The organism is Billgrantia sp. C5P2 (genome assembly GCF_051062895.2).
The window spans coordinates 4,228,942-4,247,208 of sequence record NZ_CM128542.1; the positions used below are offsets into that span (position 1 = coordinate 4,228,942).

Below are 18,267 nucleotides of genomic sequence, written 5' to 3' on the forward strand. Positions count from 1 at the left end.
CGTTATGGTCCTCACTACCAGCCAAGCCAGCTCACGGCATTCGCGCCATGATCTCCCTGACCATGCGAGACAGCCGCTCTTCCAGCAGGTAGGGCTGGTCGCACATGGCCGGTAGCGCCTGCTGGCGATGCTGGAAGGTGCGCTGCTCCCAGAACAACGCCTCGGAGAGCCGCTCGATCTCGGCCGTATCCGCCTCGTCGTCGGCGCGCCGCTCCTCCAGCTCGTCGACCATGGCGGAAACCGTCTCCAGGCGTGTCAATTGGGCGCGCGAGGCTCGGCGAATCCCTTCGATGGCACGCCTGCGCTCGCGGTTGGTGAGTTCGAACAGGCCGGAGAACAGCAGGGTCAGGCGCTGCTCGGCTTCCTCCTCGTCCACCGTATCGATGAACTCCCTGACCCGCGCCAGCGCCTGCTCCTCGGGGGTCGAGCGAGAGGTGGCAAAACGCACCACTCGTCCGATCTCCTCATCCTCCCACCAGTCCTGCTCAAGTTCGTCCAGCGGCGGGCCGGTCCAGATGGTGCCCCAGGCCAGTTCGGGGATCAGCCGCTGCACGCAGGGCCAGTCGGGCGGACCCGCCGCCGCGCGCTGGGCCTCGACCTGAGCCATGCCGCCCAGCATCAAGCCCATGGCGACTCCCAGTGGCAGAAGGCGCAGGCGAATCGCTCGGCTCATGAATCACCTCCCTCGCCCGCCTCGATCAATTGGCCACGCCGGTCGAGCAACGGCACGTGATAGTCGGTCAGGATGGCCTCGATCTCCTCCTGGTGACGGTCGATGAAGTCGTTGATCCAGTCCTTCCAGTGGGGCTCGCCATGGCGAATGCCCATGGTGATGCGGTAGTCGAGCTGCGCCCCGGAGTCATCGCCGACCAAGGGAATGACCTTCAACGGCGGGTCCTGGCGCGCCGCGTAGTAGCCGGCCAGCGGCCCCCACAACACGGCACCCTCGGTGTTGCCCTTCACGACGTCCTCGACGGCGTCGCGCACCGGCGCGCGCACCCGGGTATCGACCATCAGCGGGTAGCTTTGGATCCGCGCCCCGCTGCGCCGCAGTGGCACCAGCGGTGGGGTCTCCGCCACCACGCCGATACGCCGCCCGGCGAAGGCCGGATCGCTCAGGCGGGTCGCCTCGAGTTCGGAGTCCTCGGGCACCACCAGGGAATACACCGAACGATAGTAGGCATTGGTGTTCTGTACGAACCCGTAGCCGGCCACGGCGCCGATCATCACATCGCAGACGCGAAGCTCCAGGGTGTTGCGCACGAAGCCCATCACCTGCGGTGCCCACACGTAGGTCAGCGGCACGCCCAGGTCTTCTGCCATCAGCTCGGCGATGCGGTTCTCGAAGCCTTCGCCGGCCTGGTTGCTGAAAGGGAGATTGTTGCCATCGGCGCAGACCCGCAGGGCCTCGCGCTCCTGGCGCTCGGGGGGTTCGGCGACGGCAGCACAGGCGGCGACCAGGCCCAGGGCCAGCGTCACGGCTCGTACCATCTGACGACAGGCTGCTCTCATGCATCCTCCGCGGGCGGAAATGGCATTGCGAACGGTGCCACGTTTACTCGGCGCTCGCTTCCTCGGCGGCCTCGTCTTTTTCTTCTGCCTCGTCTTTTTCTTCTTCCTCAGCCTTTGCGTCGCTCTCCTCGTCCTGCTCCTGCATCGACTCGATGATCTTCGGGCGACCGCGCCCCAGGCCACCCTCGCCGCGCGCACGCAGATAGCTGAATATCTTGGGGATGTTGCCCATGACGTTGGGGTCATCGGCGAAGGAAGGCATCACCTGGCCAGGCTGAACCTCGCGCCCGGAGGCGATGGTACCGGCGAAATTTTCCCAGCCGCGCCGCTCCACGGCGCGGACCAGATTGGGCGCGAAAGAGGAGCCCATGCCGTCGGGCCCATGGCAAGCCATGCAGACTCGGGTGTAGATGAGGTAGCCCTCGTAGGTGTCGGGGTCGACCTTGCCGTCCTCGACGACGAAGGCGCCTGGGGCCTCGCCGGTGATGCGATGCTCGTCGGCCAGGGCCTGGACCAGGCCCAGCGTCAGCAGGGCGACGAAGATGGAAAGGATAACGCGGCAGGAACGTGCAAATACCGTCATGCAGGACTTCCTTCTACAGCTCGGGCACGTCGTAGGTGACGCTGCCGGAAAGACAAGGTTGGGCGGGCATGGCATCGCCATACCCGCCCGATCATGAACCGGCTCAATCCGGCAGGGCGAAAACCGTCAGCACGCCACCTAGCTTGGTGTAGTCCCCCAGAGCGGAGAAGGCACTCACCGCACCCAGTCCGTCCTCGGGGTTCTCCAGGCCAGCCGCGAGCCCGATGCCGGCCCACCCGCCGACGCCGGAAAGCACGGCCACGTACTGCTTGCCTTCGTGCTGGAAGGTGTTGACGTTACCGATGATCCCGGAGGGAGTCTTGAAGCGCCACAGCTCCTCGCCGGTTTCGATATCGACCGCCTTCACGTGCCCTTCCAGCGTGCCGTAGAACGCCAGGTCACCGGCCGTGGCCAGCGCCCCGCTCCAGACCGCGAAGCGCTCGTCCACTTCCCACACGGTTTCGCCAGCCACCGGATCCCAGGCGATGAAGCTGCCCATGCGGCCTTCCATGCTGCCGTTCTGCGTCGGTGCCGGCATCATGGTCAGGGTGGCGCCGACGTAGGGCTGGCCTGCCACGTATTCGGCTTCGAAGGGCTCGTAGTTCATGCAGATCCGGTTGATACCGGCATAGATCAGCCCGGTGCGCGGCGAGTAGGCACTCGGCTGCATGTTCTTGGCGCCCATGGCGGTGGGGCAGATGTCGGTGGTATTGACGTCCACTCCCTGGCGGTAGGTGCTGTACTGCTCGTTGACGTTGGGCCGGCCGGTCTCCATGTCGTAGTCATCGGCCCAGTTGGTTTCGGGGGCGAACTTCTCCGCCACCAGCAGCTCACCGGTTTCGCGGTCGAGCAGGAAGCCGAAGCCGGTACGGTCGATGATCGCCAGCCCCTTGCGCTGTTCGCCCTCGTATTCGATGTCGATCAGCTGGTTCTCGTTGACACCGTCGTAGTCCCACTCGTCGAAGGGCACCTTCTGGTAGACCCACTTGACCGTCCCGTCCTTGGGGTCGCGGGCAAACACCGTGATCGCCCACTTGTTGTCGGCGGGCTCACCATCCTTGGTGCGCTGCTCGGGGTTCCAGGTGCCGGGGTTGCCGGTACCGTAGTAGACCAGGTCAAGCTCGGGGTCGTAGGTGACCCAGCCCCAAGGAGCACCGCCGCCGCGTTCCCATTCGCCCTCGGGCCAGGTGGAGACGCCAAGGTCGGCCTCACCGATCGGCTCGCCCAGCATGGTGGTGGTCTCGGGATCGATCAGCACTTCGTCGTCGGGGCCGGTGGAGTAGCCGCGCCACACCTGTTCGCCGGTCTCGACGTCATAGGCGGTCATATGGCCGCGAATGCCGTACTCGCCGCCGCTGACACCCATCAGCACCATGTCGTGCACCACCAGGGGCGACATGGTATTGGTCTCGCCGACGGTGTGGTCGCCGTTGCTGACGTCCCACAGCAGTTCGCCCGTCTCGGCATCCAGTGCGATCAGAGTATTGTCGGCCTGGCCAAGGAACAGGCGGCCATCGGCGTAGGCCAGGCCGCGGTTGACCGTGTCGCAGCACATCACCGGTATGACGCGGGAGTCCTGGTCCGGCTCGTAGCTCCAGACCACGCGCCCTTCGTCTTCCAGGTCGAGGGCGAATATCTTGTTGGGGAAGGGGGTGTGGATGTATAGCCGCCCGTCGCCGACATAAAGAGGGCCGCCTTCATGACCGCGCAGCACGCCTGTGGAGAACTGCCAGACTGAGCGCAGCTCGCCCACGTTGTCGCGGTTGATCTGGTCCAGCTCGCTGAAACGGTTGCCGTGATAGTTGCCCAGCTGAGTTGCCCAGTATTCGGGGTTCTGCTGGAGTTCGAGTTGATTCTGGTTGGCGTGTGCCACCGATGCGGCCAGCAATCCCACGGCCGCTAGTGCGTAACCTGTCTCCCTAAGCATGGCGTCGTCTCCGTCTCACTGAAGGTGTGCCTGGGGAAACGGCACATCTTGTATAGTTGTGTTTCAGCTATTGACATTGAGAAGGTCTAGCACAACTTTGCCTAGGCACAGGTCGACAGGGGTAAATTAGGCACCGCTTTGGGCTCAAAAGACTATTGCCCCTTGGCAACAATCCCTTCGCTTCGTTATCGAGCCGCGTCACAGCGGCGTTTCAACGCGTTACATTCGTGCCAGCTTTTCACGCATGCGACTTAGGTCGAAAGGCAACCGCGCCGTTCACTGCTTTACTGGGGAGTGCATGCAAAGAAATCCACCCAATGTGGAGGGCCTCCTATGTGGACCAAGCCTGCGTATACCGATCTTCGTCTCGGTTTCGAAGTAACGCTGTACATCTCCAACCGTTGAACCCGACTCAGGATCAGGATGTAGCATCGACCGGCTGACGCCCACCTCGGGCGTCAGCCGTGTTTCGTTTATCACCGGCAACGGAGCTCTGCATGCATGTACTGGTTCTGGGCGCGGCTGCTGGCGGCGGCTTTCCCCAGTGGAACTGCAACTGTTCACTCTGTCGCGGCCTGCGCGACGGCAGCATCGCGGCCACCCCTCGCACTCAGTCGTCGATCGCCATCAGCAGCGACGGGAAAAACTGGCTGTTGTGCAATGCTTCTCCCGACATCCGCACCCAGCTGGCCACCAATCCCGAACTGCATCCGCGCCGGATCCCGCGCGACAGTGGCATCGGCGGAGTGCTGCTGATGGACGCACAGATCGATCACGCCACCGGCCTGCTGTCGCTGCGCGAAGGCTGCCCCTTTGACGTGTGGTGCACGCCCAACGTGCATCAGGACCTGAGCAGCGGCTTCCCTCTGTTCACCATGCTGAAGCACTGGGGTGGCCTGAACTGGCAGCCCATCGGCGTCGACGAAGCTCATCTCGAGGCCGAATTCGAGGTGCCGGCCTGCCCTGGCCTGATAGTTACCGCCGTGGCGTTGAGCAGCAACGCGCCGCCCTATTCGCCGCGGCGCGGAGCCCCCTCGCCGGGCGACAACATCGGCCTGCTGATCGAGGACCGCGATCGCGGCACGCGGCTGTTCTATGCGCCGGGGCTCGGCCGGCTCGACGAGCGGGTGCGTGGTTTTCTGCGCCGGGCGGACTGCGTGCTGGTCGACGGCACGCTATGGCATGACGACGAGTTGATTCGCGCCGGCGTGGGCCAGGCCACGGGTGCCGACATGGGCCATCTGGCGCTGGCGGGCGTGGACGGTCTGCTGGAAGAACTGGCCGACCTGCCGGCGTCCACCCGTCGGGTGCTGATCCACATCAACAACACCAATCCTATCCTCGACGAGCGCTCGCCCGAGCGAGCCACCCTGGGTGATGCCGGCATCGAGGTTGCCTTCGATGGCATGCGCCTGGAGATATGAACCGGCAACGTCGGATAACGTCACAACAATAACCATCATCACGCCATGCAAGGGAAGGAAGCGTCCATGAGCTCCATCGCATCCCCTTTCGCCGCGGCCGAGACCGACGCGCCGGCCCTCTCTTCCGAAGCCTTCCGCGAGGCCCTGCTGGCCAAGGGCGCTTATTACCATATCCACCACCCCTATCAGGTCGACATGGCCGAAGGGCGCGCCACACCGGAGCAGATCCGCGGCTGGGTGGCCAATCGCTTCTATTACCAGGTCAACATTCCCCAGAAGGACGCCGCCCTGCTGGCCAACTGCCCCGACGCCGCCACGCGCCGCCGCTGGATCCAGCGATTGCTCGACCACGACGGTCACGACAACGATGGCGGCGGCATCGAGGCCTGGCTGACCCTGGGCGAGGCGGTGGGGCTGACCCGCGACGAGCTGTGGGCGCAGGAGCACGTGCTGCCGGGTGTGCGCTTCGCGGTGGATGCCTACGTCAACTTCGTGCGCCGTGCCGACTGGCGCGAGGCGGCCATCTCATCGCTGACCGAGCTGTTCGCCCCCGAGGCACACAGGAGCCGACTCGACACCTGGCCGACCCACTACCCCTGGATCGACGAGGCCGGCTACGGCTACTTCCGCAAGCGCCTGAAGGAGGCGCGCCGCGACGTCGACCACGGCTTGGAGGTGGCACTAGCGGTATGCACCACCGCCGCTGCCCAGCAGCGCGCCCTGGAGATCCTGCAGTTCAAGCTCGACGTGCTATGGTCGATGCTCGATGCCATGACCCTGGCGTACCAGCTCGAGCGGCCGCCCTACCACAGCGTCACCGACCGGCGCGTCTACCACCGGGGGCTATGATGACCATGATCGAACCCGCTATCGTCTACCGCCTGCGCCCCGGCTGGCGCCTGCAGTGGGAGGAGGCCCAGGGCCGCCATGTGCTGCTTTATCCCGAGGGCATGGTGCAGCTCAACGACAGTGCCGGCGCCATCCTCACCCAGCTCGACGGCCAGCGCGACGTGGCGAACGTGGTGGCGAACCTGCAGGCCCGGTTCCCCGATGCTCCCGCCGCGGCGATCGAACAGGACGTGCACGAATTCCTGCTCGATGCCGCCCGACAAGGGTGGATCCAACATGACTGACCGTACCCATACCGCCGCCGTCAACGGCGCCACCGGCGCCCCCCTGTGGCTGCTCGCCGAGTTGACCTATCGCTGCCCGTTGCAGTGCGCCTACTGCTCCAATCCGCTCGACTTCGCCGCGGTGAAGGAGGAGCTAACCACCGACGAGTGGATCGAGGTGCTGACCCAGGCCCGTGCCATGGGGGCGGTACAGATGGGCTTCTCCGGCGGCGAGCCGCTGGTGCGCCAGGACCTCGAGACGCTGGTGGCCGAGGCGCGCCGGCTCGGCTTCTATACCAACCTGATCACCTCCGGGCTGGGGCTCGACGAGGCGCGCATCGCGGCGCTGCACGAGGCCGGGCTCGATCACATCCAGATCAGCCTGCAGGCCTCCGACCCCGAGGTCGCCGCGGCGGTGGCCGGCTCGCCCAAGGCTCACGCCAAGAAGCTGGCCATGGCGCGCGCGGTCAAGGCCGCCGGCTACCCCATGGTGCTCAACGTGGTGCTGCACCGGCACAACATCGACCGCCTCGACGACATCATCGCCCTGTGCGACGAGCTGGGCGCCGACGCCGTGGAGCTGGCCAATTGCCAGATGTACGGCTGGGCCCAGCTCAATCGCGAGGGGCTGCTGCCCAGCCGCGAGCAGCTCGAGGTGGCCGAGGCCACCACCGCCCGCTGGCGCGAGCGGCTGGCGGCGCAGGGGCGCGACATGCGCCTGCTGTTCGTGGTACCCGACTACTACGCCGAGCGCCCCAAGGCGTGCATGGGCGGCTGGGGCGCGATCTTCATGACCGTGGCGCCCGACGGCGCGGTGCTGCCCTGCCACAGCGCGCGGATGCTGCCGATGACGTTCCCCAACGTGCGCGAACGCCCGCTGCGCGAGATCTGGTACGACAGCGAGGCCTTCAACCGCTACCGCGGCGACGCCTGGATGAGCGAGCCTTGCCGCAGCTGCGACGAACGCCACCAGGACGTCGGTGGCTGCCGCTGCCAGGCCTACCTGCTGACCGGCGATGCCACCGCCACCGACCCGGTCTGCTCGCTGTCGCCGGATCATCACCTGATCGAGGCCGCCCGCCGCGAGGCCGACGCCAGCGCACCCTCCATGGAGGCGCTGACCCCACGCAACGTGCACGAGTCGCGGGTGTTCTGCCGTACATGAATGCTCCAACGACTGCCCCCAACGACGACGAGACTGCCCGGCGCGCAGGGCTACCGCCGGGTAGCCGCTTGCATGAGACCCGCTTGGCAAGCGGCCTGACAATCGCTGCAGCGGAGGTGCCAGGCGCTCGCCTGCAACGCCTGGTCGGTGCGGTGGGCGTGGGCTACCTGGACGAACCTGGCGACTGCCGCGGCCTGGCCCACCTGCTCGAACACGCCATGTTTCTGGGATCGGCAAACTTTCCCGACTCGAGCGAACTGGCCTGCTGGGTCGGCGAGCGTGGTGGACGTTACAACGCCCGCACCGAAGAAACCGTCACCGACATTCACCTGCACCTGCCGCCCGGCGATGCCGACGAAGGGCTGGCCCGTCTGGTGGACATGCTGGCCCAACCACGCTTCGAGCTCGAGCGCATCGCCCAGGAAGTGAAGGTGCTCGATGCCGAGTTCCAGGCCCGGCTGGCCGACCCGGTCCTGCACCGGCGAGCAGCGCTCGGCCGGCTCTGTCGCGAGGGGCATCCCGCCCGGCTCTGTCATGCCGGTAACCGCAATACCCTGGGCGATGATACGCCCCGGCTGGTTGCACAGCTCCGCGATTTCCACCGCCTGCACTACGGCGCCGAGCGCATGGTGCTGGTCATGCTGGGGCCGCTGCCGCTCGAGGAACAGTTGGAGCTGCTTGCACGGCACGGTGCGGCGTTACCGGCTCGCGAGGCCAGGGCGCCGATACGAAACTGGCGCTGGAGCGAACCGGGAGGTGTGGCCTGGCATCCGCCCACGGCCAAGGCCGGCACCAAGTCCCGAACGACGACGCTGGAACTCTTCTGGCCCCTGCCCGAGGAACAAGCAAGTGCGCATGCCGACTGGCTGGCCAGCGTGGCGGCCCGGCTGGCCGATGGCCGGCTTGCCGCCACCCTGCAGGCCGCCATTGAGCTGGAGCAGTTGGAAGTCACACTCGCTCCCGATGGCATGGGTAACGCACTGGCTCTGTGCCTGTCGCCGGCACCCGATAGGGAGGCGGTGCAGGCGATGGTGAGCGCCTGTCACAGCGCGTTGGAACGGGCTCTCGCCGCGCCGCTGCCCACCCCACCCGCTGCTCCGCTGGATCTCGATGCCTGGCCGCGCCGGCGCGCCACTGAGTTGGTAGCCAACCACCAGGACACGCCCCAGCCGGCCGACGCGTCTACCGAGCCGCTATTGCCCTGGCTCGCTCCCGAACAGTGCCGGTTACTGTGGCAATCGCCCTTGACGCCGCACCGCTGGGCGACGCTGGCGGAAACCGGCACCGCCTGGCACGCCCTACCGCTGCCGGGCGAGAGCATGCCGCTGCCCTGGCGGGCGCCACCGGCGCTCACCGTCCGCTCGACCCACCCACGCGCCGGCGACCCAACGCCACGTCAGTTGCACCGGAACGAGCAGTTTACGCTCTGGACCGGGGACCCGATTCTATTGCCCGATGCGCCGCCGGCCAGTCTCTGCCTGGGCTGGCCCGCGCCAGCCTCGCAGCAGGCCGCGCGCCTGGCCCAGTGGCGGCAGAACACCCTGCCGCTACGCCAAGCGGCCGCCAGCCACGGCATGCGCTTGAGCTGCGCGGGCGATGCTCGCGGCGATTGGCTCATCGCCACGGGCACGACCGAGCGCCTCGAGGCGCTGGTGGAGCTGGCCGTGGCCTGCTGGCCGGAGAAGACCGCGCCGGCCTCCACTGGCCCGGCCGAAGGACTGCTGGCCCAACGCATGCTGGCGCGGCTCGAGACCCTGCCTGCCCCCGTGGCGCATGACGCCGGGGCCGGAGACCTGCTGGGATGGGCAAGTGGCTGCGCCGATGAACGGGCGGCCGAAGCGCTCATCCGGCATCTGGCCGAACGGCTGGCAGAGGCGCCAGCGCCGGTTGACGAACCGCGGCACGGGGCGCAGGAAGATACGCACTGGCTGCCTCCTCAGGGCAGCGACCATGCCGCCATGCTGGAGCTCCTCGGCCCCGACGACACTCCCCGCAGCCGCTGGCTGCTGCGGTTGCTGGCCCAGTGCCACGATGCCGCCTTTCATCACGAAATGCGCCAGCGCCGCGGCCTGGGCTACGTGGCGGCGGTGCGCTATCGCGAGGCGTCGGGCTTCCCGCGACTGGGCTACGTGATCCAGTCTCCCGGCACCGAGGCAGGCGCTCTGCGCCAGGCCATCCTCGACTTCCTCTCCCGGCAGGGCGAAGCGCTGGCGAAACTCTCCCCAGCAGAGATGATACAGCGCCGGCATGGCTTGCTCAGCCACGCCGGCCGCCCCGAGACTCACGCCGAGGCCACGGCCCGGCTATGGCAGGCACTGCGCCGCCAGGCAGCGGCGGGTAGCGACACCTCGCCCTGGCAGCCACTGCCCTGGGAGGCCGAGGAGCAAGCGCTGGCAGCGCTGCACTGCGACGATCTCCTCTGCCTGGCGAAGGATCTCGCCATGGACCGTTTAGCAATGCGCTGGTGGCTTCACCGCCCGAGCGGGGCAGACGCGTAACCCACGCTGGACAATGTTGCCCGTATGCAACTCTGTTGTGTCACCACGTCACAATCCGTTTGCCCCGGCTCACCTAGACTGTCATCAGCGTCGACCCTTTCACGGCCTAACGCGGCCCTACGACAACAACCCAGGGAGACCTGCCATGAAATCACGCGCCGCCGTCGCCATGGCCGCGGGCCAGCCCCTCGAACTCACCGAAATCGACGTCCAGGACCCCAAAGCCGGGGAAGTGCTGGTGCATATCGCCGCGACCAGCGTCTGCCACACCGACGCCTTCACGCTTTCGGGCGCCGACCCGGAGGGGCTGTTCCCCTCGGTGCTGGGCCATGAGGGCGCCGGCATCGTCGAAGCGGTGGGCGAAGGGGTCACCAGCGTCCAGCCCGGCGATCACGTCATCCCGCTCTATACCGCCGAGTGCGGCCAGTGCAAGTTCTGCCGTTCGGGCAAGACCAACCTGTGCCAGGCGGTACGTGCCACCCAGGGCCAGGGCCTGATGCCCGACGGCACCTCGCGCTTCTCGCTCGACGGCCAGATGTTGCACCACTACATGGGCTGCTCGACCTTCAGCGAGTACACCGTGCTGCCCGAGGTCTCGCTGGCCAAGGTCTCCAAGGAGGCGCCGCTGGACAAGATCTGCCTGCTCGGCTGCGGCGTGACCACCGGCATCGGTGCGGTGCTCAACACCGCCAAGGTCGAGCCGGGCTCCACCGTGGCCGTGTTCGGCCTCGGTGCCATCGGCCTGGCGGTGATCCAGGGCGCGCAGATGGCCAAGGCCAGCCGCATCATCGCCATCGACGTCAACCCGGACAAGTTCGAGCTGGCGCGCCAGTTCGGCGCCACCGACTTCGTCAACCCCAAGGAGCACTCGGACCCGATCCAGCAGGTGATCGTCGACCTGACCGACGGCGGGGTCGACTACTCCTTCGAGTGCATCGGCAACGTCAACGTGATGCGCTCGGCGCTGGAGTGCTGCCACAAGGGCTGGGGCGAGTCGGTGATCATCGGCGTGGCCGGGGCCGGCGAGGAGATCTCGACGCGGCCGTTCCAGCTGGTCACCGGCCGGGTGTGGCGCGGCTCGGCGTTCGGCGGGGTGAAGGGGCGCAGCGAGCTGCCCGGCTACGTGCAGCGCTACATGGACGGCGAGCTCAAGATCGACGAGTTCATCACCCACGAGATGCCGTTCGAGAAGATCAACGAGGCGTTCGAGCTGCTGCACGCGGGCAAGAGCATCCGTACCGTGCTTCGGTATTGACGCGTCCAAGGGACAAGGAGGCAACCATGAGCTTGATGGACATGATCCAGCGCTGGTTCGGCGGCAAGCCCGCCCCGCCGCGTGCCGCGCCTGGCAGCAGCACGAGAACCGCCCCAACGCAGAGCACGCCCCGTACGCCGCCTCCCGCGGCGACAACGACAACACAGGGGAGTCAGCCCACCATGAGCCACCATAGCGTTCACATCCATCCCGCCGTCGACGACGGCGTCAAGCGGGGTAGCGAGAGTTTCACCGGTGGCAAGCTCTACTGCCACTGTAGCAGCAACCAGGTCGAGGTGACGGTCGACGCCCAGTGCGCCCACAATCACGTCTGCGGCTGCACCAAGTGCTGGAAGCCCGAAGGCGCGCTGTTCTCGATGGTGGCCGTGGTACCCCGCGACCAGCTCCGGGTCACTGCCAACGAGGACAAGCTCGAGGTGGTCGATCCGGCCGCCGCCATCCAGCGCCACGCCTGCCGCGAATGCGGCGTGCACATGTACGGCCGCATCGAGAACACCGGCCACCCCTTTCATGGACTGGATTTCATCCATACCGAGCTCTCCTACGACGACGGCTGGGCCGGCCCCGAGTTCGCCGCCTTCGTCTCGTCGATCATCGAGTCCGGCGCCGACCCTGACAACATGAGTAACGTGCGCTCACGGCTCCAGGAACTGGGCCTGCCACCCTACGACTGCCTCTCGCCGCCGCTGATGGACGCCATCGCCACGCATACCGCCAAGGCCAAGGGAGTGCTTTGATCTAACCATAAGGCCCCGGGCTCCTAATCAACAGATGAGGGGTCCGGGGCCTTTCACGTCAAGATCGACTCAAAGCGCGTTGAGATTGCGGAACATCTTGCTCAAACACTGGTTGATGTAGACAACCTCGTCCTTGCGCAGCCCCCTGAAGGCCTTCTCCACCACCTGAGCGGTAAGCTCCCTGGCCACGGCCAGCTTGGCCTCGCCGCCTTCGGTCAGCTCCACTTCCGTGACCCGACCGTCCTGGGGCGAGGGAGCGGTCTTGAGCAGCCCCGCCTCCTGCATCTTGTAGACGATCTTGGTGATGGTGGAGAGCTTGGCCACCGCGTGGATGGCGATATCCGACATGCTCAGGCGGCCTTGCTCGTGCAGGATCATCAGCACCCGCCACTTGGAGGAACTCAGTCCATGGGGCTTGAGCAGCGTGTCCACGTCGGCGCTGTACTTGGCGTTCAGGCGGGCCACCCAGTAGAACGGGAAATCCTGGGCACGATAGTCATCGGAAAGCGGGAAGAAGGAGGATGCCAGCTCGTCCTTGTCGACCATAGGGTGGGCACTCCAGGGCGATAAAATAGTGGAATATTCTAACATGTGCCCACCGTAACGACAGCCGCGACCTGTTATGTCGAGCAGGGATTCGCTCACCACTCACTCCAGCCTTTGTGTCTCGGACGGATACTCCCCGAACAGCTTGTGGTAGCTGGCCGAGAAGTGGCTCAGGTGGCGAAATCCCATCTCGTAGGCCGCATCCCCGACGGTACATTCCCAGGTGGATGTGCTTGCCAACTTCCTGCGTACCGCATTGAGCCGAATGCTACGCAGGAACTCCACCGGGCGAATGCCCACCACCCGCTGAAAGCTGTTCTGCAGCGTTCGGCGACTCACCCGCAAGTGCTCGCATAGATCGAGCACGCTGAGCGGACTGTCCGGATCGGCCAGGACAAGCTCCTGGCTTTTCTTGACGATATACGAACTCACGGCGAGTTCGCTGCGCTTCTTCTCACCATGCGCCTGCAGCAGAAGATCGAGTAGCACCGCCATCAAGGTATCCTCGATGTCCTTCTCGATAATGGGTGCCTCATGCTCCCCCGGACGAATGAAGCCATCGAAGTTCCGGCACACCTGTACCTTTATCTCTTTCAACAGCCGCATCGGCACGTTCATCCCCGGCATGGAGACCAACTGGGCGAACTGGGCCGAACCCAGCTCGATCTCCGCCAGGCGGGTGAATCGCTCGAGATCGACGCCCAACGACATGAACGCCATCCCTTCCGGGGCATGCAGCAGAAACTCTTCGCCATCGCGCAGCAGCAGAACGCTGTTGGAACTGACCTTGCAGCCTTGAATGATGGGTGGCCTTCCCGTGGCAAAGGCCATGCAGAACCGCTGCCTGGGCGCGTGCCCCCGCTGGACGACGCGCTTGTCGAGCACCTCATGGAAGACCTGAAAGCGCTCGCCCGACACCTGGAAAAGCTCGCTGGAAAGGCGGCCGGCGCCAAGTTGGTCGTAGACCTGCCGCCAGCCCTGTATCGCAGCCGCATGCTGCTGAGGGTCATGGAAGGAACGAACTTCATAGCGCATACCCGCCCCCCATGAAAAACGCGTCATTTGAAACTCGGCAGCATGATTCGGTTAACGGCACCAGCCGCCCATCACAATAGAACTAGCAAAAAAGAGCTATCAGAATAGAGTCATCAGAAGAACGCCGCCAAGATGAGCTGGGCGTACACGTTGGTACCGTTGCCGCCCACCTGGGTGCCCCCCTCGGTTTCGTCTCTCCTGGGCTTGTACAAGCCCAGCAAGGGGCTGATGACGATGTTGTCGGTCACGGCCCACTCCAGGTACAGGTCCAGCTCCCTGCCATCCAGATTCAGCGTATCGCGTCCCTTCAGGGTGCTGAAGTCGAAGAACAGCGCCCCCAGGGTGAGGTTCTCCCTGGGGCTGGCCCTCAAGGCGATATGATGAACGTCGTTGTTGCGCGCAAAGGGTCCCGCATAGTTGGCCGCCACTTCGCCCTGGAACCAGGTGCCCAGCTCGGGGCTGCTCAGGCCGGTGAACAGCGAGTCCCACTCCCCCGAATAGCGGGTATAGCGATACGTCAGGCTGGGCGACCAGGGAACATCGGCGAAGGTGTAGCCGGCCTCGGCGTACCAGGCGGTTTCCGAGCCGGCCTCCTTGTCCTGCCAAGCGTATTCGAAGGCGAAGTTGGCGTTCTCGATGCCGACGTCGCCTTCCCCCCGCAGGCTGTAGACGTTCATGCCGTCACGCTGCTCGAGAAATTCGTCGGCCCACTCGCGGTTGACGTCGAGACCGTGCACCCAGGTCAGTCCGATGAGGCCCGCATCGCCGGCATAGTCGAGGGTAGCGGCGGCCAGTTCGGTCTCGGCCTGGGCCAGGTTGTCGGACTTGAGCCAGGCAGCCATCCCGTGCAGGCCCTGCTCCCCGCCGAGGCGCAGCACTGCGGTGCGATCGAAGGCATGCCTGGCCGCCAGGTAGTAGGCGCCACCACGGTCCAGGGCGCCGTCAGCCGGGCCCCGGCCCAGGTTCAGCCCATCGTCATTGATGATGAAGCCCCTGCCGAGCTGGACGACCTGCCGGCCCAGCGAGACATCCACGCCATCCGTCCCGAGGGCGGGAAAGCGATCCGCGGAGCGCCATCCCAGGTAGGCGTCCTCGAGGGTGGTGCTGCGTTCCGTGCCCACGCTGTTGCCGCCGGCATCGCCATCCCCCCAGGTGGCGGAGCTGACCCAGTTGAGGCCACCGTACAGGGTGCCGGTGTATCCCAGCCCCTGATGGCCACTGAAGCCATACTTGATGAAACCCTCGCGCCAGCTCGAGCCATCCTCCCTACCGTCGTAGTTCTTACGGCTGTTCATCCAACCATGGACGGCCAGCAGATCGGCGTTCAATGCCCCGTCGGCACTCGTCAGCAGTTCGTAGGCCTGGGCCTGACCTTCCTGTCCAAGAGAAATCGTCAGCGCGAGGACCCCGCCGGCAACCCAAGTCGTCTTATGAGAGTTCATGTTCGTACCTTGATGTCTTGTTGTTGTCGGCTCGCTCGATGAATGAGCCGCGAGCCGTTCGGGTCGAGCGCGCCCCTCCCCCCCTCTGGGACCACACGCGCTCGTTCACTGCCTCTAGCCCTGCCGCGACAGGGCCACCTCCAGCGCCTGGGCGATCATGCCGGCCTCGTCGGTCGTCAGGGTCAAGGGCGGAGAGAGGATGATCTTGCTGCCGACCGGGCGCACCAGCACCCCCTCCTTGCGCGCCTCCTCGGCGATGCGGGCCGCTTGCCCCCCGGCAGGGTCTATCGGCTGCCGGGTGCGCTTGTCGGCCACCAGGTCGAGCGCGACCATGAGCCCCTTGCCGCGCACTTCACCGACCACGTCGAAGCGCTCGCTCAGCGGCTGCAGCTGCTCGATCAGTCGCGCCCCCACCTTGGCGGCGTTGTCCGGCAAGGCCTCCCTCTCGACGATGTCCAGCACCGCCAGGGCCGCGGCGCAGGCGGTGGGATGGCCGCTGTAGGTGTAGCCATGCATGATGACGTTGCCGAACCCGGGCGAGTTCTCGATCGCCTCGACGATGCGCCGGTTGAACACCGTCGCGCCCAGGGGGATGTAGCCCGCGGATATTCCCTTGGCCAGGCAGAGAATATCGGGCGCCACGCCCCACCCACGGCTGCCCAGCATGCAGCCGGTACGGCCGAACCCCGTGACCACCTCGTCGGCGATCAGCAGGATCTCGTGGCGGTCGCAGACCTCCCGCAGCTGCTGCCAATAGCCGTCCGGCGGCACGATCACTCCACCGGCGCCCTGCACCGGTTCGGCGATGAAGGCGGCAATGGTCTCGGGGCCGAGGAACTGAATCTGCTCCTCCAGCTGACGAATGCAGTGAGCGGTCAGCTCTACCGGATCGCGACAGTCCCAGGGGTTGCGGTAGAGCCAGGGGGTGTCGAGGTGGTAGCAGCCCGGCAGCAGCTGGCCATGGTTGTAGTGGTAGACGCCGTTGCCGCCCACCGAGGTGCCGCCCACATGCACGCCATGGTAGCCATTGCGCAGCGAGAGAAAGCGGGTGCGGCCGGGCTCGCCGGCGGCGATCCAGTATTGACGCGCCATCTTCAGCGCCGTCTCGACCGCATCGGAGCCGCCCGAGTTGAACAGCACCCGCGTCATCTCCTCCTGGGCGAACAACGAGGTGAGCCGCTCGGCCAGGTCGAAGACCCGCGGGTGCGCGATGCCGTCGAAGGTCTGGTAGTAGGCCAGCTCGTCGAGCTGCGCGGCGATGGCCGCCTTGACCTCCGGACGGTTGTGGCCGACGTTGACGTTCCACAACCCGCCGACGCCGTCGAGCATCCGGTGGCCTTCGATATCGGTGATGTAGTTGCCGTCGGCACGGGCGATCACCAGCCGCCGGGCCTGGTTATCCGGCGCCGACGAACTCATCGGATGCCAGAACTTCTTCTCTGCCGTCTTGTATTTCTCGTACATGGCTTGATCTCTCGGGTTCTTATGCAATTTCTTATGCACTGTCTTTTCAATGCATCGCTTGGGTATCGGCCTGAAGTGCCCAATCACGTCTTTGCCGCGGGTTTACGAACGAACAGCAGCTGCGGAGTGGTGAATTCGAGCAGCCCCTCCAGGCCGAACTCGACGCCGAAGCCGGACATCTTGCGGCCGCCGAAGGGCGTGTTGGGCTGGATCTGGGCGTGGCAGTTGACCCAGGCCACGCCGCTCTCCAGTCGGCTGGCGATGGTCTGCGCCCGGGCCTGGTCCTCGCCCCACACCGAACCGCCCAGTCCCATCTGCGATGCATTGGCACGCCGCAGGGCATCCTCGACGTCGTGGTAGGCGATCAATGGCAGCACCGGGCCAAACTGCTCTTCATCCACCAGACGATGGCCATCGCTGACCCCGGTGACGATGGTGGGCGGGTAGAAGAAGCCCGGGCGATCCAGGCGGGCGCCTCCGCACAGCACCTGCGCGCCCTGGGCACGGGCATCGTCGACGAGTTCGCTCACCAGCTCGAGTTGATCGAGGTTCTGGATCGGCCCGAAGGTGACGCCCTCCTCCAGGCCAGCGCCGACCACCTGCCGCTCGGCAATGGCCGCCAGGGCCTCGGCGAACTCCTGGTACTGGGATTCGTGCACGTAGAGCCGCTTCAGCGCCGCACAGGTCTGGCCCATGTTGAGGAACGCCGCCTGGAAGATGTCCTCCACCACAGCGTCCACCGGCGTGCCCGGCAGCACGATGGAGGCATCGTTGCCCCCCAGCTCCAGGGTCAGGCGCTTGAGGTTGCCAGCCGCCGCCTGCATGACCCGCTGCCCCGTCTCGGTGGAGCCGGTGAAGACGATCTTGTCGATGCCGGGATGAGCGGTGATGGCGCTGCCGAAGCCCTGCTCGCCGGTGACGACATTGATGACGCCCCTGGGCACGTGGCGGGCGATGATCTCCACCAGGCGAATCGTGCTCAGCGGGGTGAGACTGGAGGGCTTGCTCACCACGCAGTTGCCCGCCCGCAGCGCCGGCATGATGTGCCACACCGCGATCATGAAAGGCCAGTTCCAGGGCGTGATGGAGGCCACCACGCCCACCGGCTTGTGGTGCAGCTCGATGCGCTGGGTGGGCGTCTCTTCCACCAGCTCCACCGGCACGTCCTGGCTGGCCGCATAGCGTGTCCAGGCCGCGCCGCCGCCCACCTCGGAGTAGGCCAGGGCCAGCGGCTTGCCCTGTTCCATGACGATCAGCCTTGCCAGCTCGACCGCCTCATGCTCGATGTCGTCGGCGATGCGACTGAGCAGCTCGCATCTCTGCGCATGAGAACTGAGCTTCCATTGATCGAAGGCATCGCGGGCGGCGCTGACCGCTTGATCCAGCTGTTCGGTCGAGCCGGCCGGACACCGTGCGAAGGGCGCCCCCGTAGCCGGATCGATGACCTCGAAATGCCCTGCGGCACCCGGTACCTTGTCGCCGTTGATCGACAGTTCGTAGTTACGCATACAGCCGTCCTTCCTGCTTCGATGCCTGGCCGGGAAAG

Annotated in this window: 17 protein-coding genes; 8 read left to right on the top strand and 9 right to left on the bottom strand. The window is 66.0% G+C overall.

Annotated elements, in window-relative coordinates:
* Positions 1-31: 31 nt before the first annotated feature.
* The 4 genes from ACRWQA_RS19665 to ACRWQA_RS19680 form a co-directional block, all read right to left on the bottom strand.
* Positions 32-673 (bottom strand): hypothetical protein, encoded by a 642-nt coding sequence (locus ACRWQA_RS19665; RefSeq protein WP_434231202.1) that lies wholly within the window; start codon positions 671-673, stop codon positions 32-34.
* Positions 670-1,512 carry a quinoprotein dehydrogenase-associated putative ABC transporter substrate-binding protein gene (locus tag ACRWQA_RS19670; RefSeq protein WP_434231204.1) on the bottom strand — a complete coding sequence of 281 codons (843 nt, stop codon included), beginning with the start codon at positions 1,510-1,512 and terminating at the stop codon, positions 670-672. Before ACRWQA_RS19670 ends, ACRWQA_RS19665 begins: the two co-directional genes overlap by 4 nt.
* A gap of 43 nt (positions 1,513-1,555) precedes the next feature.
* A complete protein-coding gene (locus tag ACRWQA_RS19675) occupies positions 1,556-2,095 on the bottom strand; it encodes a c-type cytochrome (RefSeq protein ID WP_263581415.1) in 540 nt (179 codons plus the stop codon).
* A 103-nt stretch (positions 2,096-2,198) separates the two neighbouring features.
* On the bottom strand, positions 2,199-4,022 hold the full coding sequence (locus ACRWQA_RS19680; RefSeq protein ID WP_263581416.1) for a methanol/ethanol family PQQ-dependent dehydrogenase: 1,824 nt from the start codon (positions 4,020-4,022) through the stop codon (positions 2,199-2,201).
* Between the two features lie 333 nt (positions 4,023-4,355).
* On the opposite strand from ACRWQA_RS19680, the gene pqqA reads away from it, so the two are divergent.
* From pqqA to gfa, 8 genes are all read left to right on the top strand, one after another.
* Positions 4,356-4,427, top strand: a complete 72-nt coding sequence (gene pqqA, locus ACRWQA_RS19685; protein ID WP_081786101.1) for a pyrroloquinoline quinone precursor peptide PqqA — start codon at positions 4,356-4,358, stop codon at positions 4,425-4,427.
* A gap of 92 nt (positions 4,428-4,519) precedes the next feature.
* Positions 4,520-5,446, top strand: coding sequence for a pyrroloquinoline quinone biosynthesis protein PqqB (gene pqqB, locus ACRWQA_RS19690; protein ID WP_434231209.1), 927 nt, complete (start codon positions 4,520-4,522; stop codon positions 5,444-5,446).
* 66 nt (positions 5,447-5,512) lie between these two features.
* Positions 5,513-6,295, top strand: a complete 783-nt coding sequence (gene pqqC, locus ACRWQA_RS19695) for a pyrroloquinoline-quinone synthase PqqC (RefSeq protein WP_434231212.1) — start codon at positions 5,513-5,515, stop codon at positions 6,293-6,295.
* The gene (gene pqqD, locus ACRWQA_RS19700) at positions 6,295-6,579 is read left to right on the top strand and encodes a pyrroloquinoline quinone biosynthesis peptide chaperone PqqD (protein WP_263581419.1); all 285 of its coding nucleotides are present in this window, start codon (positions 6,295-6,297) and stop codon (positions 6,577-6,579) included. The genes pqqC and pqqD overlap by 1 nt, the downstream gene beginning before the upstream one ends.
* On the top strand, positions 6,572-7,723 hold the full coding sequence (gene pqqE, locus ACRWQA_RS19705) for a pyrroloquinoline quinone biosynthesis protein PqqE (protein WP_446326215.1): 1,152 nt from the start codon (positions 6,572-6,574) through the stop codon (positions 7,721-7,723). Before pqqD ends, pqqE begins: the two co-directional genes overlap by 8 nt.
* The gene (locus tag ACRWQA_RS19710; RefSeq protein ID WP_446326216.1) at positions 7,720-10,221 is read left to right on the top strand and encodes an insulinase family protein; all 2,502 of its coding nucleotides are present in this window, start codon (positions 7,720-7,722) and stop codon (positions 10,219-10,221) included. The genes pqqE and ACRWQA_RS19710 overlap by 4 nt, the downstream gene beginning before the upstream one ends.
* Before the next feature lie 145 nt (positions 10,222-10,366).
* Positions 10,367-11,476: an S-(hydroxymethyl)glutathione dehydrogenase/class III alcohol dehydrogenase gene (locus tag ACRWQA_RS19715; RefSeq protein ID WP_446326217.1), complete on the top strand. Its 1,110-nt coding sequence runs from the start codon at positions 10,367-10,369 to the stop codon at positions 11,474-11,476.
* Positions 11,477-11,502: 26 nt separating this feature from the next.
* The gene (gene gfa / locus ACRWQA_RS19720; protein WP_434229972.1) at positions 11,503-12,234 is read left to right on the top strand and encodes an S-(hydroxymethyl)glutathione synthase; all 732 of its coding nucleotides are present in this window, start codon (positions 11,503-11,505) and stop codon (positions 12,232-12,234) included.
* 69 nt (positions 12,235-12,303) lie between these two features.
* On the opposite strand, the gene ACRWQA_RS19725 is transcribed toward gfa, so the two are convergent.
* From ACRWQA_RS19725 to ACRWQA_RS19745, 5 genes are all read right to left on the bottom strand, one after another.
* Positions 12,304-12,780, bottom strand: a complete 477-nt coding sequence (locus ACRWQA_RS19725) for a MarR family winged helix-turn-helix transcriptional regulator (protein WP_434229975.1) — start codon at positions 12,778-12,780, stop codon at positions 12,304-12,306.
* A gap of 102 nt (positions 12,781-12,882) precedes the next feature.
* Positions 12,883-13,842, bottom strand: a complete 960-nt coding sequence (locus tag ACRWQA_RS19730; RefSeq protein ID WP_446326218.1) for a helix-turn-helix domain-containing protein — start codon at positions 13,840-13,842, stop codon at positions 12,883-12,885.
* Positions 13,843-13,928: 86 nt separating this feature from the next.
* Complete coding sequence (locus ACRWQA_RS19735) at positions 13,929-15,257, bottom strand: alginate export family protein (protein ID WP_434229980.1); 1,329 nt, start codon at positions 15,255-15,257, stop codon at positions 13,929-13,931.
* 114 nt (positions 15,258-15,371) lie between these two features.
* Positions 15,372-16,721 (bottom strand): aminotransferase class III-fold pyridoxal phosphate-dependent enzyme, encoded by a 1,350-nt coding sequence (locus tag ACRWQA_RS19740; RefSeq protein ID WP_434229983.1) that lies wholly within the window; start codon positions 16,719-16,721, stop codon positions 15,372-15,374.
* A gap of 83 nt (positions 16,722-16,804) precedes the next feature.
* Positions 16,805-18,229: an aldehyde dehydrogenase family protein gene (locus ACRWQA_RS19745; protein WP_434229984.1), complete on the bottom strand. Its 1,425-nt coding sequence runs from the start codon at positions 18,227-18,229 to the stop codon at positions 16,805-16,807.
* Positions 18,230-18,267 lie beyond the last annotated feature (38 nt).